Here is a 15,004-nt window from a genome sequence, read left to right as displayed (position 1 = left end):
ACTGCCTGCTGCGTGCTCAACGCTGCTCCTTCTTCCAGGCTTCGTAGGCAGCAAGCGTGGCCTCGTTCGGCGGATAGGTGCCGGGCAGCGCCGCGCCCGCTTCGATGCGCTCGGTGATGAAGCGTTCGAGCGTTTCCTGCTCGGTGGCGTCGCGCGCGACTTCCTCGGCCAGATGGCGCGGAATCACGACCACGCCGTCCGCGTCGCCGACGATGATGTCGCCCGGAAACACGGCCACGCCGCCGCAGCCGATCGGCACGTTCAGGTCGACCGTGTGGTGCTTGCAGAGATTGAGCGGCGCCGAGGCGCCCGCGCAGAACACCGGAATGCCGAGCGCGGCGATGGTCGCGCTGTCGCGCACCGGGCCGTCCGACACCATGCCGGCCACGCCACGCACCTTCATGCGCGTGGCGAGGATCGAGCCCATCGAGGCGGCGTCGGTCACGCCACGGCAGTCCTGCACGAGCACCGCGCCCGCGGGCACGGTCTCGACGCCCTTGCGCTGCGGATGCTCGGGGTTCTGGAACGCGCTCAACTGGTCGAGGTCCTCGCGCGCCGGGATGTTGCGCATCGTGAAGGCCGGGCCGACCAGGTTCGGCGCGCCCGGCGCAGGCGCGGCGAGCGGCTTCACGCCCTGCAGGAAGACATTGCGCAGACCGCGCTTGAAGAGTTGCGTGGTGAGCGTGGCGTTGGAAACGTGGCGCAGTTGTTCGAGCGCGGCATCGCTCACGGGGATGGCGGGGGAATTCATCGTGTCTCGTCCGTTGTCGTGTGTCGTGGTGCGCGTGGCGCGGGCGGCGGCTCGAAAAACTGTCGAGCAGATGGGTCGCATTGTTGTAATACAACAAGGAAATTGTCAACCCGCCATTGCGCTGCGAGCCGCGCCAGGATGTATGACGACTCGCCGTCGGATTGGCGCGAAATACATCGTAAGATTCGGCGAACGATGCTTGCGACGACACGATTCAAGTCGAGAAACCCGCGCCCAGAAGCCGCTCCGGGCGTCCGACCCCGAGTCCGCACTAGGGAAACCCCCAGCACATCAATATTTGCTTTACAACTTTGCTCCAAATAGAATGATGTCTTACATGAGGGGCCCGATGCGCACCGGCACCGCCCTTCATCCCGGCCAGCGGGAGACCAGCAACGCGGCTACCCAGGCCAGCACCGGGCGCCACGCACAGAAACACAGCCATTCGGGCTCACCTTCCGGCACCGCTTCATGCCAGAGCCCGCCAACAGCAGGAGACGAGCAGTGCAACGCAAGACTATCAAGGGGGTGCGGTGGTGGATCATCGGCCTCATCATGATCGGCACCATCTTCAACTACCTCGCGCGCAGCTCGCTCGCGGTGGCCGCACCCACGCTGACTGAAACGCTTCACATGACCACGCAGCAGTACTCGTACGTGGTCACAGCCTTCCAGGCCTGCTATGCCCTCGCGCAGCCTGTCGCCGGTTTCGTGCTCGACTCTGTGGGCGTCAAGATCGGCTTCGCGATCTTCGCGTTCGGCTGGGCCATCGCCAACATGCTGCACGGCCTCGCCAGCAGTTGGCCCGCACTCGCAGTCTTCCGCGGCATGCTCGGCATGACCGAAGCCGCGATCTTCCCGGCAGGCATGAAGTCCATCAGCGCATGGTTCCCGGCCAAGGAGCGCTCGGTCGCGACCGGCTGGCTCAATACCGGCACCTCGATCGGCGCGATGCTCGCTCCGCCGCTCGTCGTGTGGTGCATTCTCAAGTTCAACTGGCAGTTCGCGTTCGTGCTGACCGGCGGCGTCGCGCTGATCTGGGTGGCGCTTTGGCTCGTGTTCTTCAAGATGCCCGCCGAACACCCGCGGCTTTCGCAGGAAGAAGCCGACTACATCCGCGAAGGCCAGACCGAAGCGCAGAAGTCGACCAAAGGCCGCCGCGCCTCGTTCAAGGAAGTGCTCAAGACGCGCCGCTTCTGGGGCATCGGCATTCCGCGCATGCTCGCTGAACCGGCATGGCAGACCTTCGGCGCGTGGATTCCGCTGTACATGGTCACCGTGCGCCACATGAACCTGAAGGAAATCGCGCTGTTCGCGTGGATCCCGTTCCTCGCCGCCGACCTCGGCTGCCTGGTAGGCGGTTACCTCGCACCGCTCTTCATCCGCTGGTTCGGCTGCTCGCTGATCACCTCGCGCAAGCTCGTCATCACGACCGGCGCGCTGCTCATGATCGGACCGGCCTGCGTGGGCCTCGTTGCGAGCCCGTACGCTGCCATCGCCCTCTTCTGCGTCGGCACGTTCGCACACCAGACGATTTCGGGTGCGCTGTTCACGCTCGCTTCGGACGTGTTCGGCCAGCACGAAGTCGCCACGGCCACGGGTCTCTCGGGCATGTTCGGCTACCTCGGCGCGACGGTGTTCTCGCTCATCGTCGGCATCGTGGCCAGTACCATCGGTTATAACCCGTTGTTCGTGTGTCTCATGCTGTTCGACATCATCGGCGCCTGCGTGGCATGGCGACTGATCTCGAACGAGCAGAACGACAACGCGGCCAACCCGGCGCTTCAGTCCTCGCATAAAGTGAAGGCCTGATCGCCCTGTTCACCGGCCGGCGCCCGCGAGGGTGCCGGCTTTAGGCATTTCTACGTGAGGACAATCACAGTGAAGAAAGTTGCATTGACCGGCGCAGCCGGCCAGCTCGGCACCGTGTTGCGCAAGGGCCTGCTCGAACGCGGTGTGAACCTGCGCTCCGCGGCCGGCTCGAAGCCGCTTGAACCGCTCGTCGCGGGCGAAGACGTGATGCACGGCGATCTGCGCGACCCCGCCGTGGTCGATCGCCTGCTCGACGGCGTGGACGTGCTGATCCACATGGCCGGCACGAGTGTCGAGCGCCCCCTGCCCGAGATCATCGAAAACAACCTGCGCGGCCTCGTCGAAGTCTACGAAGGCATGCGCCGCCACGGCACGAAACGCATTCTGTTCGCAAGCTCGAATCACGCGATCGGCATGTACCCCGTGGAAGAAAAGCTCACGCTCGACTGCGCGTTCCGCCCGGACGGCTTCTACGGTCTTTCCAAGGCATGGGGCGAATCGCTCGCGCGCCTGTACTGGGACAAGCACGGCATCGAGACCGTGAACGTGCGCATTGGCAGCTGCCTGCCGAAGCCCACGGAGTTCCGTCAATTGAGCACGTGGTTCGGCCACGAAGACCTGTTCCATCTCGTCGATCGTGTGATCAATGTGGACGAGATCGGCTTTGCCGTGGTGTGGGGCGTGTCGAACAACACGCGCCGCTACTGGATTCAGGAGGGCGCGAACGACGACGCGAAGCGCCTCGGCTACGAGCCGAAGCAAAATTCGGAAGACTGGGCCGCTGAAATTCTCGCGCAGCAGAACCCGCTCGACGCCACGGCGCAACGCTATCAGGGCGGCAGTTTCGCCAGCTTCGATTTCACGCCGGTGGACCAGCGCGGCAAGCGTTCGTGATACGCCGCTTCTCCGGTGTTTGCGTTTTAGCGCCCCTGCGGGCGCTTTTTTTTGGTTCTTCGCGGGTTACCGGAGAGACCGATTGCACACAGGCTGTAGCCGGCCACAAACGGTGCTTTCCTCGCATGGGCGATCGGACTTTGAGGCCCGTTCGGCATCTACACAGGATCGACTTCAAACGTCGAACGCGGCCGCCTTTTGTAGAGATTTGTACAGATTTGTACAACGTATAAAGTCAGATGAAATGCAACCGTAATCCAGAGTGAAAGTCTGCACGGCCGTACGGCATGTTGCGGGCCCACCCAACACAATTCGTTAAAGGATTCTGTGATGTCCATGTCCTCAGTGAACGGCTCAACCTCTGCTTACGATGCGTATTTCGGCTTCTCGCAAAAGCAGTCAGCTGCGTCGGACTCGCCCGATCGTGCCACGCTCAACAGCTTTTCGACCCAGAAAACGGTCACGGCCATCAATACGAGCACCGGCGCGGCCGAAACGCAGACACTGCGCGCAACGCCACTCGCGGTTGCATGGGCGCCCCAGATGTTCGTGCAGGGCGACAAGAACAACGACGATTCCCTGTCGCTCGACGAATTCCAGGCTCAACTCTCGCGCGCCGGCGTGGGAGCCGACGACGCAAAGCAGCTTTTTAGCAGCTTCGACACGTCCAACGACGGTCAGGTGTCGCTTACCGAGTTCGTGACGGGCGTGAGCAAGAGCATTTCGAGCGGAAGCCAGGTGTTCAACGATCTTCTGGATTCCTATACACGAGATGCAGACGGCAATCTGGATCAAGCGAAAGCCGACAATTTCCTGAGCACTGGCCTGAGCCTGGCCGAAACGTTCTGGAAAAATCTCGGCTAACAACACAAAACGCGCCGGCCGCATACAAACTCGCATCTCATCACGCCGCAATGCACGTTGCGATGCCGTTCGAGCCGGCGCAGCCTTGCGTGATCACGCAACCACGCTCGATCCGCACGTCGACAACCTGAACGCCCTGCCGATCGTTTATACGGTCAACTCACCGTCACGCACGACGATGCGCCCGTTCGCAACGATGAGCTTGCGCTTTGGCCGCGCGACAACGGCATGCGCAACACTCTGCGCCTCCACGACCACGAGGTCCGCACGCGCGCCCACACGCAGACCGTAGTCGGCGAAACCGCAGCCACGCGCGGCGGCATCGCTCACGCAATCGAATGCGATCGCGATGTCGTCGTCGCGACGCAGGTCGTAGCGCAGGCCGATCAACATGGCGCGCTCGAGCATGTCGGGCACGCCATACGGCGACCAGGTGTCGCGAATGCCATCGTTGCCGCCGAACACGGTAACGCCCTTCTCGCGGCAGAGCTTTAGCGGCGGAACCGGGCGCGAAGGCGGCGCACTCGTGAGCAACGCCACGCGCAGTTGCGCGATGCGGTCGATCAATGCGTCGCGCTCGCGGTCCGGCAACGCGCCCAGACAAAACGCGTGGCTCACGACAACCTGGCCTTGCATGCCGAGCGCCTGCACGCGATCGAGCAGCAGTTTCAGCGTGAACGCCCCAACCTCGCCAGGCTCATGCAGATGAATATCGATCGGCTTGCGATGGCGCTGTGCCAGTTCGAACGTGGCATTCAGCGAAGCCACGGGATCGCCGTCGATCAGTGCCGGGTCGAGCGCGCCGAGCACGTCGGCGCCGGCCGCCAGTGCGCTGTCGAGCAACTCGACCGTACCCGGGCGGATCAGCATGCCCGACTGCGGAAACGCGACGATCTGCATGTCGAGGACATCGCGCAAGGTATGCCGCGTGGCAAGCACGCCTTCGAGATAACGCAAACGCGCGTCGGTGTCGATGTCGACGTGCGTGCGCATGCGCGTCGTGCCGGCCTGCACGAACGCGCGCGCCAGCGCGAGCGACTGCGCAGCGGCGTCGTGGCCCGACGTCTTGCGCCATTCGCGCTCGTTGCCGATGCGATCGGTGAGCAGCGGCCCGACCTCGTTGCGATACCACGGGCGGCCCCAATTGCTCTTGTCGAGGTGCGTGTGGCCTTCGACGAAGCCCGGTAGCAGCAAGGCCGCGCCGCCGTCCACGACCGGCACGCCCGGTTGTACGGGCACGTGCGGTCCGATTGCCTCGATGCGACCGTTGGCAAGCGCGACGCATACGCGCTGGCCGTCGGCCAGGCAGACGTTGGAGAGATGAAGTGAGGAAGTCATGGATGTCATGCCGATGCCACGGAGCCCCCAGTGTGCACTGAATCGCGCTGATCGCGACGAAATCCGCGGCATTGACGGCCAGCCAGTGACGAAGTTTCATGTGGCTCCGGCCTGTCTCGTCTTGACTGATGACACGGCGAGCGGCCTCCCGCGTCAGCGATCGGCGTGGCTGTGCCCCACCCCCCAAAAAAAACGGCGGCGCCGGGTAAACCCGGCACCGCCGAAGATACTGCTTTCGGAGCGTGAAAAGACTTAGAAGCGGTGAACGATACCGACCGCGCCCGCCACCTGGCTGCGCGACGAGGACGGTGCGCTGTTCTGGCCGTCGCCGATGTCGGCAGTTGCGTTGATGATGCCGCTCGGGCTGGTCGGGCTAGGCGTGCCCAGCGTCTGGCCGCCCGCGCGCTGGTATGCTTCGACGAAGTAGATGCCCGTACGCTTCGAGAGCGTGTAGTACTGCGACATGTTGTACTGTGCGTACGAAGCAGCGCTCTGGATGCCGTTGGCCTTCGTCGCGCGCGTATAGGAGAAACCCGCCGCGAGGTCGAGCACGGTGATCGGCTTGTAGTGCAGCACGACACCGCCCGTGTTCCAGATCTGCGTGTCGGTGAAGTGCGAATTCACGCCCGGAATGTACTGAACGTTCGAGTACGCGACGGAGATGTCCCACTGCGAGCTGAACTGGTAGCCGGCCGTCACGGCGAGGCGCTGTTGCGTCTGCGCCCACTGGAAGCCATTCGTGAGCGCCGAAACGCCGGGCTCCCCACCGCTGTTCGCCGTCGAGTTATCGCCCCACGTGCCGCCGCCAGGCGTCGAATTGCTCAGGCGCTCGAAGCCCACTGCGATGCCTGCCGGACCGTGCAGGTATTGCGCGGCCACGCTCCACGTCTGGCCTGCGCCGGTGCTGCCCGCCACGCCGCCCAGCGCGTACATGCCGCTCACGGTCAGGCCCGCGATGTTCGGCGACGTATAGACCAGCGAGTTGTTGATGCGATAGATCGTGTCCATCGAGTCGATATCGCCCGGGTGCGCGCCGTATGCGCCGGTCAGCCACGTGGTCGGGCTGTACGGCGAGAGCAGCGTGTAGTAAGGCGCGTACTGGCGGCCAGCCGTCAGCGTGCCGTAGTTCGCGTTCGCGACGCCAACCCACGCGGCACGGCTGAACATCAGGCCCGAAGTCGATTGCGCACCGGTTGCCGAGTTGTAGCCTTCTTCGAGCTGGAAGATCGCGCGGGTGCCGCCGCCGAGATCTTCGCTACCCTTGAAGCCGAAACGCGAGCCGGCCCACACGCCCTGCACCATCTTGACCACGGAAGCGCCGCCAGCGTTGCTGCCCAGCTTGGCGGAACTGCTCTGATAACCAATACCGGTATCGACGATACCGTACAGCGTGACGCTGCTTTGCGCGTGTGCGCCGAGCGCCGCGAGTCCAAGCGCGGAAGCGAGGATAGTTTTTTTCATCGGTAGTCCTATCTTTAGTCGTTGTGGTTTGATACTCGTTAAAACCCTGGTTGCTACATTTCCTCCTGTCCGGCTAGGAGCGAGTCACCCCTGAAGCGCTCCTTGCCGAATGTGTCTCCTTAGTGAATCTCGGGTTCGCCGCCCGCGCTGGCGCACGCACCGCCCACGCCGTCACGCTGCATGAAGTCGAACTCGCAGCCGTTGTTGGCCTGCATCACGTGCATCTGGTACATCGCGCCATAGCCGCGCTTGAAGCGCGGTTCCGGTGCGACCCACGCGGCCTTGCGGCGCGCCATCTCTTCGTCGGAAATCAGCACGTTCAGGCGGCGCTCCGGCACGTTTAGTTCGATCAGGTCGCCGTCCTGCACGAGTGCGAGCGGACCGCCGATAAACGATTCCGGCGCCACGTGCAGCACGCACGCGCCATAGCTCGTCCCGCTCATGCGAGCGTCGGAAATACGCAACATGTCGCGCACGCCCTTCTGCAGAATCTTTTGCGGAATCGGCAGCTGGCCCCACTCGGGCATGCCCGGCGCACCCACCGGACCCGCGTGCTGGAGCACGATCACGCTGTTCTCGTCGCAGTCGAGATCTTCGCTGTCGATGCGCGCGGCCATGTCGTTATAGTCCTTGAACACGACGGCCTTGCCCGTATGCACGTGCAGGTGCTTCTCCGCCGCGCCCGGCTTGATCACGGCGCCGTCCGGCGCGAGATTGCCGCGCAGCACGGCGAGACCCGTATCCGGCATGAGCGGCTTCGCACGGCGATAGATCACCTCTTCGCTGTAAATTTCGGCGTCAGCAATGTTCTCGCCGAGCGTCTTGCCGTTCACGGTCATCTGCGTGCCGTCGATCAGGTCGCCCAGTTCCTTGAGCATCGCGCGCAGGCCGCCAGCGTAGTAGAAGTCCTCCATGAGGTACTTGCCGGTCGGGCGGATGTTCGCGAGCACCGGCGTATGGCGCGCGATTTCGTCGTACTGCGCGAGCGTGAGATCGACACCGGCGCGGCGCGCGAGCGCGATCATGTGCACGATCGCGTTGGTCGAGCCCGAGAGCGCGAGACACGTCGTCACCGCGTTATCGACCGACTTGCGCGTGATGATGTCCGAAGGCTTCAGGTCTTCCCACACCATCTCGACGATGCGCATGCCCGTTTTCGCCGACATCTGCGCGTGGCGCGAGTCCGGCGCGGGGATCGAGGCGAAGCCCGGCAGCGTGAAGCCGAGCGCTTCCGCGGCGCTCGTCATCGTCGATGCCGTGCCCATCGTCATGCAGTGGCCCGGCGAGCGTGCGATGCCGCCTTCCACGCCCTTCCAGTCTTCTTCGGTGATTTTGCCCGCGCGCAGGTCCGCCCAGTACTTCCAGGTGTCCGAGCCCGAGCCGAGCGTCACGCCGTTCCAGTTGCCGTTGAGCATCGGGCCCGCGGGCAGGAAGATCGTCGGCAGGTCCATCGAAATCGCGCCCATCAGCAGCGCGGGCGTGGTCTTGTCGCAGCCGCCCATCAGCACGACGCCGTCGGCCGGGTACGAGCGGATCGTCTCTTCCGCTTCCATGGCGAGGAAGTTGCGGTAGAGCATCGTAGTGGGCTTCTGGAACGGCTCGGACAGCGTTTGCACCGGCAGCTCGATCGGGAAACCGCCCGCTTGCCAGATGCCGCGCTTGACCTCTTCCACGCGCTGCTTGAAGTGCGTATGGCAAGGGTTGATCTCGCTCCACGTATTGAGGATGGCGATCACCGGTTTGCCCGCGTACTCTTCGCGGCTGTAGCCCATCTGCGCGGTGCGCGAGCGATGGCCGAACGACCGCAGGTCGTTCACGCCATACCAGCGGTGGCTGCGCAGTTCTTCGGGGGTCTTTCGCTTCTTGCTCATCTTGCGTTGCTCCAGGTGTTTCCAGTAAAGCCGCCGGCACTGGCCTAGCGTTGCTCCTTCACGCGCGACACGAGCTGTGTCGGGCTGACGAACTGCAGGGCAACCAGCACCCACGCAAGCGTGATGGCCATATAGATCATCGCCATGGCGTCGATGGATTGCGGCGCACGCACGCCCGTCGAAAAGACGGCGTAGTACAGCGCAACCACCAGCGTTTGCGTGTCGGGTCCGGCGGTAAAGAAAGTGAGTTCAAACATGCCGATCGTGCGCACGAGCACGAGCAGCCCTGCCGCCAGCATCCCGGGCACGAGAAGCGGCAGCAATACATAACGGAAATAGCGCAGCGTGTTCGCGCCGAAAATGCGCGCGGCCGATTCCAGGTTCGGATCGATCTGCTCGATGAACGGCGTCATCACGAGGATCACGAACGGCAGCGCGGGCACCAGGTTCGCGAGGATCACGCCGGGCAGTGTGCCCGCGAGACCGACCTGGTACATGGCGGTCGCCATCGGAATGCCGTACGTGACGGGCGGCACCATGAGCGGCAGCAGGAACACGAGCATCGCCATGCGCTTGCCGGGAAACTGTGCGCGCGCCAGCGCGTAGGCGGCGGGCACGCCCAGCACGATGGAAAGCAGCACGACCGAGCCCACCACTTCGAACGTCACCCACAGCACGCTCGAAAGCTGGAAGTCGCGCCACGCCTGCGCATACCAGTGCAGCGTGAAGCCTTGTGGCAGCGGCGTGCCGAACCAGCGCGTGGCGATGGAGTTCACGCCCACGGTGGCGATCAGCAGCACCACGTTGAGCAGGAAGAACACAACGCCGCCCCAGACGAATACTTTCCAGAGCACGTCGGGCAGGCGCGAAGCGGGTTTTGCCTGCACGGCATCGGCGGCGGACGCGGCACGCTCTTCGCTCGCCTGCGCACCCGTGCGCAGGCCGGCCGCGTTACGTTGATGTGCGGTCATCAGCCTTTCCCTCCACTCACCGGGCCCGAGTAGAAGAAGCGCTTCGCGCTCAGCATCGCGGCCACGACGATCAGCTGCACGAAGCCCATCACGATCGCGATGGTCGAGGCGAGCGAGTAGTCATAGCTCTCGAACGCGGCTTCGGATGCGGCGATGGAGATCACGCGCGTGGGGCCTGCGGGCGCACCGAGCAGCACCGCCGAAGGAAACACCGAATACGCCTGCACGAACGAAAGACACGCGGCCATCGTGAGGCCGGGCGCGAGCAGCGGCAAATAGATCTGGCGGAACTGCTGCCACGGTCCTGCGCCGAGCGTCGCCGCTGCGCGCGCGAGCGTGGGGTCGATGCCGGTGACGTACGAGAGCGTGAGCAGAAACGCGAACGGGAAACCCGAAACGATCAGCGAGATCAGCACGCCCCAGTAGTTGTGCGTGAGGCGAATCTCTTCGCTCGTGTACAGATGCAGCGCGTGCAGCGCCTGCGGGAACCAGCCGTTCGGGCCGAAGTAGCTGAGCATGCCGTCGGCGATCAGCACCGTGCCGAGCGTGACGGGAATCACGAGCAACGTGGTCACGAGCTTCTGGTACGGCGACTTGCGGCGCAGCGCGAAGGCCACCGGCAGCGAAAGCCCGACGTTGATGAGGGTCGCGGGCACCGCCAGCTTGAGCGTGACGAATACCGTGGGCCACAGCGCAAGGTCGTGAATGAACTGCAGGTAATTCGCGAACATGCCGCCGCCGTTCATCGGCTTGAACGACAGCACGAGGCCGTAGGCGAACGGATAGAGGAACATCGCGATGATGAAGCCGAGCGCGGGCGTGATGAGCCAGCCGCGCGAATCGCGCGGCGCCCGGGTCAACGACGCAATGAGCGTGCTCACGACGCACGCTCCGCATAGGCCAGCACGTGCGAAGGCGCGACGCGCAGCGTGGCGCGCTCGCCCGCTGCGAATTCGCCTTCCACGCGCGCCCACAGCTTGCCGAACGGCGCGTTGGCGAGCAGCAGCGAATCGCGGCCGCCGTACTCGACCATTTCCACTTCCACATCGAAGGCGTTGGCATCGCCCGCATTGGCGCGCTCGAAATCTTCGGGGCGCATGGCCACCGAAATCTCGCCGCCGTTCAGTTCGCCCATCGGCACGCCTGTGAGCGTGATGCCCGCCGACGACATGGCGACATGGTCGCCCTGCTCGCCCGTAATCGCGAACGGCAGCACGTTGCGAAAGCCCATGAAGCGCGCGACATGCAGATTCGACGGACGGCTATAGACTTCCTTGGGCGTCGCCACCTGCTGCACGGTGCCCTCTTTCATCACGACGATGCGGTCCGCCATCGAAAGCGCTTCGTCCTGATCGTGCGTCACGTAGATCGTGGCGCGTTCGAGCTGGCCGTGAATACGGCGGATTTCCGCGCGCATTTCAATGCGCAGCTTGGTGTCGAGATTCGAGAGCGGTTCGTCCATCAGCACGAGCGGCGGCTCGATGACGATGGCGCGGGCAATCGCCACGCGCTGCTGCTGGCCGCCCGAAAGCTGGCCCGGCAGCTTGTTTTCATGACCGACGAGCTGCACGAGCTGCAGCGCCTCGCGCGCGCGGCGCTTCGCCTCTTCGCGCGGCACGCCCTGCATCTTCAGGCCAAAGCCGACGTTCTCCAGCACCGTCATGTGCGGGAACAACGCGTAGTTCTGGAACACCATGCCGAAGCCGCGCTTCTCGGGCGGCAGCACGTCGATGCGCAGGTCGTCCAGCCAGATGCTGCCGCTCGTGAGCGGCTGCAGACCGGCGATGCAATTGAGCGCCGTGGATTTCCCGCAGCCCGAAGGCCCGAGCAGCGCGATGAATTCGCCACGGCGAATGTCGAGGTCGAGATTACGCAGCGCGGCGAGCTGCGTCCCCTCCGCGTTGGTGAAGCTACGGCATACCGAGTCGAGGCGCAGACGATCGAAAGAATGCTTCATGACACGTTCCTGACCAACAAGACTATAGGATCAACCTGCGTGAGCAGGGATCGCGGACGGCGCCCCCCAACCGAAGCCATACGAGCACCGCCCGTCCATTGCCGATTCTTCCTCTCGCTACTGCGACTTCTGCGAACCAACTTCGCGGTCCCATTTCTGGAACGCGGCGACCATGGCCTGCGCCGAGAGCGGCTGGACATGCGGATAAGCCGTGAGCCACTTCGCGTACTCGGGGCGGCCGTACTTCGCGATCACGTCCTGGCTTTCCTTCGGCGCCATTTGCAGCGTGACGTCCTTCACCGCGGGGCCCGGGTAGAAGTAGCCGTCGTCATACGTCATGGCCTGCTGCTGCGGCTCCAGCATGAAGTTCATGAGCTTGAGGAGCACCGCGAGCTTCTCTTTCGACACGCCCTTCGGCACGACCATGAAGTGGGCGTCGTTCACCCACGTCATGTTGTTGAACGCCTGCACCTTGAAGTCGGCCGGCACGATGCCGAGCGCGCGCGGGTTGATGTCCCAGCCCGTCACGGTCACGGTCATGTCGCGCGTGCCTTCGCCGAGTTCCTTCATGACCGCCGAGGTGCCGCCCGGGTAGTACGGCACGCACGTATTCAGTTCCTTCAGGAACGCCCAGGTCTTGTCCCAACCGTTGATCGGGTCTTGCGGGTTCTTGTCGCCGAGCAGGTACGGCAGGCCCATCAGAAACGTGCGGCCCGGACCCGAGTTCGCCGGACGCGCATAGATCAGCTTGCCGGGATTCGCCTTGCACCACGCCAGCAGTTCCTGCGGCGTTTGCGGCGGCTTGGCGACCTTGGCCGGGTTGTATTCGATCAGCGGACCGGCCGGCATGTACGACACTTCGAGGCCATAGCCTTGCGCGAGGTCCTGCATCTTGCGCGGGCCCGGCGCGTACTTGTCGAGGACGCCCGGCAGCGCTGCCTGCTGATCCGGCAGCAGTTTCATCCAAAGATTCTGTTCGATGCCGGCGGCGAGCGCGTCGGTGCCCGTCAGCACGAGATCGATGTCGGCGCGGCCTGCGGCCTGCATCGCCTTGATCTTGCCAGGCAACTGCGGCGCGGGCGCGTTGGTATAGGTGATATTGGAGACGAGATTCGGATTCTTCGCCTTGAACGCTTCGAAGGCCTTCTGCGTGAGCTGCAGGTTACCGGCCACGTCGACAATGTTCAGGGAAACGGGATCGGCGTTGGCCGCGCTCATGCCGAGCGCTGCGGCAGCCGCCACACACACGGCCAGCACGCTGGCCTTCAAGCGTCCATCGAACATCGCATCTCCTCACACTTGTTATGGAATTTGTTCTAACGCGGCCATTTTTGTATTGCCCAAGCCGGACACAGGATGCCGAACCACGCACCAAGTTGTCAAGCAACGTCAGGCTCTTTGTGAGACTACTGTGAGCCCCTTGTCGGAATCCGTTTGGAGAAAGCGCCTGCAAGGCTTCTGCAGGCGCTTTCCTGACCGCTTTTGCGGGATTACTGCTTCACCAGCTCGCCGTCGCGCAAACGCCACAGCGCGAGCGGATTGTCGTTCTGCAGTGTGACCGGCAGAAGTTCGGCCGGCAGATCCTGGTAGCAGACCGGACGCAGGAAACGCTCGATCGCCATCGCGCCCACCGACGTCGTGCGCGCGTCCGAGGTGGCCGGGAACGGGCCGCCGTGAACCATCGCATACGACACTTCGACGCCCGTCGGGAAGCCGTTCGCGAGAATGCGGCCGGCCTTGCGCTCGAGAATCGGCATCAGGCGCGCGGCCATCGCGTAGTCGTCGCGGTCGATGTGCAGGGTCGCCGTGAGCTGGCCTTCGAGGTGCTCCGCCACGCGCGCGAGTTCGGCTTCGTCGCGGCACGCCACGACCACCGAGGTCGGCCCGAAAATCTCGTCCGACAACGCGTGCTGCGCGAGGAACTGCTCGGCGCTCGCCTTGAACAACACCGGCAGCGCGTCGCAATGCGCGTCCGCCTTCGTGCCTTCGGCCAGGTTCTCGATGCCGGGCAACTGCTTGCGCGCGGCAACGGCTTCGCCATACGTCGAGGCGATGCCCGCCGTCAGCATGCTTTGCGAGGGCTTCTGCGTGAGCGCGGCGCTTGCCGCCTTCACGAAGCGGTCGAGTTCCGGCGAGTCGATCGCGAGCACGAGGCCCGGGTTCGTGCAGAACTGGCCCACGCCCATCGTGAGCGAATCGACGAAGCCTTGCGCGAGCGCTTCGCCGCGAGCGGCCAGCGCCGCGGGCAGCACGAACATCGGGTTGATGCTGCTCATTTCGGCGTAGACCGGAATCGGCTCGGGACGCGCGGCCGCGATGTGCGAAAGCGCGAGACCGCCGCGGCGCGAACCCGTGAAGCCCACAGCCTTGATGGCCGGATGCGCCACGAGCGTTTCGCCCGCTTCATTGCCGCCGCCGAAGACGAGCGAAAACACGCCTTCGGGCAGACCGACGTCAGCCACCGCCTGCTGGATCGCACGGCCCACGAGTTCCGAGGTGCCGGGGTGCGCGAGGTGCGCCTTCACGACGACCGGGCAGCCAGCGGCGAGCGCCGAAGCCGTATCGCCGCCCGCCACCGAAAACGCCAGCGGGAAGTTGCTCGCGCCGAACACGGCCACGGGGCCGACCGGAATGCGATGCGCGCGCAGGTCCGAGCGCGGCAGCGGCTTGCGATCCGGCAGCGCCGAGTCGAGCACGGCGCCGCACCAGCGGCCGTCGCGCACGAGCGATGCGAAAAGACGCAACTGACCGACCGTGCGGCCGCGCTCGCCTTCGAGGCGCGCCTTGGGCAGCGCCGATTCGAGATGCGCGCGCTCGATCAGCGTGTCGCCGATGCCGACAATGCGTTCGGCGATCGCTTCGAGCAGGCGCGCACGCGTTTCGTGCGGGGCCGCGCGGAAGGCGTCGAACGCCTGCGCCGCGAGTTCACAAGCGCGCGCGACTTCGGCCTTGCCGCCAAGGCCGAACGACGGCTCGATCTCCTGACCGAGCGCGGGCGCGAAGGCGCGCATCTCGCCCGCCTCGCCGCGCACCGCTTGCGCGCCCAGCAGCATTGCTCCAGTAATCTGCATCTTCGCTCCGTTCA

At 64.6% G+C, this 15,004-nt stretch carries 12 protein-coding genes; 3 read left to right on the top strand and 9 right to left on the bottom strand.

Annotated elements, in window-relative coordinates; translation table 11 throughout:
* Positions 1 to 16: 16 nt before the first annotated feature.
* Entirely contained in the window at positions 17 to 751 is a 735-nt protein-coding gene (locus FAZ97_RS16940; protein ID WP_158759609.1) for a ribonuclease activity regulator RraA, read from the bottom strand.
* A gap of 555 nt (positions 752 to 1,306) precedes the next feature.
* Between FAZ97_RS16940 and FAZ97_RS16935 the strand changes: the two genes are divergently transcribed.
* The 3 genes from FAZ97_RS16935 to FAZ97_RS16925 all read left to right on the top strand — a co-directional run bounded on the left by FAZ97_RS16935 (position 1,307) and on the right by FAZ97_RS16925 (position 4,321).
* On the top strand, positions 1,307 to 2,563 hold the full coding sequence (locus FAZ97_RS16935; RefSeq protein ID WP_233271803.1) for an MFS transporter: 1,257 nt from the start codon (positions 1,307 to 1,309) through the stop codon (positions 2,561 to 2,563).
* Between the two features lie 69 nt (positions 2,564 to 2,632).
* The gene (locus FAZ97_RS16930; protein WP_158759607.1) at positions 2,633 to 3,457 is read left to right on the top strand and encodes an NAD-dependent epimerase/dehydratase family protein; all 825 of its coding nucleotides are present in this window, start codon (positions 2,633 to 2,635) and stop codon (positions 3,455 to 3,457) included.
* A gap of 330 nt (positions 3,458 to 3,787) precedes the next feature.
* On the top strand, positions 3,788 to 4,321 hold the full coding sequence (locus FAZ97_RS16925) for an EF-hand domain-containing protein (RefSeq protein ID WP_158759606.1): 534 nt from the start codon (positions 3,788 to 3,790) through the stop codon (positions 4,319 to 4,321).
* Between the two features lie 147 nt (positions 4,322 to 4,468).
* On the opposite strand, the gene FAZ97_RS16920 is transcribed toward FAZ97_RS16925, so the two are convergent.
* The 8 genes from FAZ97_RS16920 to FAZ97_RS16885 all read right to left on the bottom strand — a co-directional run bounded on the left by FAZ97_RS16920 (position 4,469) and on the right by FAZ97_RS16885 (position 14,990).
* The gene (locus tag FAZ97_RS16920) at positions 4,469 to 5,659 is read right to left on the bottom strand and encodes an amidohydrolase family protein (protein ID WP_158759605.1); all 1,191 of its coding nucleotides are present in this window, start codon (positions 5,657 to 5,659) and stop codon (positions 4,469 to 4,471) included.
* Between the two features lie 252 nt (positions 5,660 to 5,911).
* Positions 5,912 to 7,120 carry a porin gene (locus tag FAZ97_RS16915; protein ID WP_158759604.1) on the bottom strand — a complete coding sequence of 403 codons (1,209 nt, stop codon included), beginning with the start codon at positions 7,118 to 7,120 and terminating at the stop codon, positions 5,912 to 5,914.
* A 119-nt stretch (positions 7,121 to 7,239) separates the two neighbouring features.
* Entirely contained in the window at positions 7,240 to 8,991 is a 1,752-nt protein-coding gene (gene araD, locus FAZ97_RS16910) for an L-arabinonate dehydratase (protein ID WP_158759603.1), read from the bottom strand.
* Between the two features lie 44 nt (positions 8,992 to 9,035).
* A complete protein-coding gene (locus FAZ97_RS16905; RefSeq protein ID WP_233271778.1) occupies positions 9,036 to 9,962 on the bottom strand; it encodes an ABC transporter permease in 927 nt (308 codons plus the stop codon).
* Entirely contained in the window at positions 9,962 to 10,843 is an 882-nt protein-coding gene (locus tag FAZ97_RS16900; protein ID WP_199272141.1) for an ABC transporter permease, read from the bottom strand. Before FAZ97_RS16900 ends, FAZ97_RS16905 begins: the two co-directional genes overlap by 1 nt.
* A complete protein-coding gene (locus FAZ97_RS16895) occupies positions 10,840 to 11,919 on the bottom strand; it encodes an ABC transporter ATP-binding protein (protein WP_158759602.1) in 1,080 nt (359 codons plus the stop codon). The genes FAZ97_RS16900 and FAZ97_RS16895 overlap by 4 nt, the downstream gene beginning before the upstream one ends.
* A 117-nt stretch (positions 11,920 to 12,036) precedes the next feature.
* Complete coding sequence (locus tag FAZ97_RS16890; protein WP_233271802.1) at positions 12,037 to 13,137, bottom strand: ABC transporter substrate-binding protein; 1,101 nt, start codon at positions 13,135 to 13,137, stop codon at positions 12,037 to 12,039.
* A 272-nt stretch (positions 13,138 to 13,409) separates the two neighbouring features.
* The gene (locus FAZ97_RS16885) at positions 13,410 to 14,990 is read right to left on the bottom strand and encodes an aldehyde dehydrogenase (NADP(+)) (protein ID WP_158759600.1); all 1,581 of its coding nucleotides are present in this window, start codon (positions 14,988 to 14,990) and stop codon (positions 13,410 to 13,412) included.
* Positions 14,991 to 15,004 lie beyond the last annotated feature (14 nt).

Source organism: Paraburkholderia acidiphila, assembly GCF_009789655.1.
GTDB lineage: Bacteria > Pseudomonadota > Gammaproteobacteria > Burkholderiales > Burkholderiaceae > Paraburkholderia > Paraburkholderia acidiphila.
Note: the sequence above shows the minus strand (reverse complement) of the source record. Positions and strands in the feature narration are given on the sequence as shown.

Excerpts from the sequence above, each read along its gene's own strand:
- FAZ97_RS16940 (WP_158759609.1), bottom strand. The coding sequence starts at position 751 with ATGAATTCCCCCGCCATCCCCGTGAGCGATGCCGCGCTCGAACAACTG.
- FAZ97_RS16935 (WP_233271803.1), top strand. The coding sequence starts at position 1,307 with ATGATCGGCACCATCTTCAACTACCTCGCGCGCAGCTCGCTCGCGGTG.
- FAZ97_RS16925 (WP_158759606.1), top strand. The coding sequence starts at position 3,788 with ATGTCCATGTCCTCAGTGAACGGCTCAACCTCTGCTTACGATGCGTAT.
- FAZ97_RS16920 (WP_158759605.1), bottom strand. The coding sequence starts at position 5,659 with ATGACTTCCTCACTTCATCTCTCCAACGTCTGCCTGGCCGACGGCCAG.
- FAZ97_RS16915 (WP_158759604.1), bottom strand. The coding sequence starts at position 7,120 with ATGAAAAAAACTATCCTCGCTTCCGCGCTTGGACTCGCGGCGCTCGGC.
- araD (WP_158759603.1), bottom strand. The coding sequence starts at position 8,991 with ATGAGCAAGAAGCGAAAGACCCCCGAAGAACTGCGCAGCCACCGCTGG.
- FAZ97_RS16905 (WP_233271778.1), bottom strand. The coding sequence starts at position 9,962 with ATGACCGCACATCAACGTAACGCGGCCGGCCTGCGCACGGGTGCGCAG.
- FAZ97_RS16895 (WP_158759602.1), bottom strand. The coding sequence starts at position 11,919 with ATGAAGCATTCTTTCGATCGTCTGCGCCTCGACTCGGTATGCCGTAGC.
- FAZ97_RS16890 (WP_233271802.1), bottom strand. The coding sequence starts at position 13,137 with ATGAGCGCGGCCAACGCCGATCCCGTTTCCCTGAACATTGTCGACGTG.
- FAZ97_RS16885 (WP_158759600.1), bottom strand. The coding sequence starts at position 14,990 with ATGCAGATTACTGGAGCAATGCTGCTGGGCGCGCAAGCGGTGCGCGGC.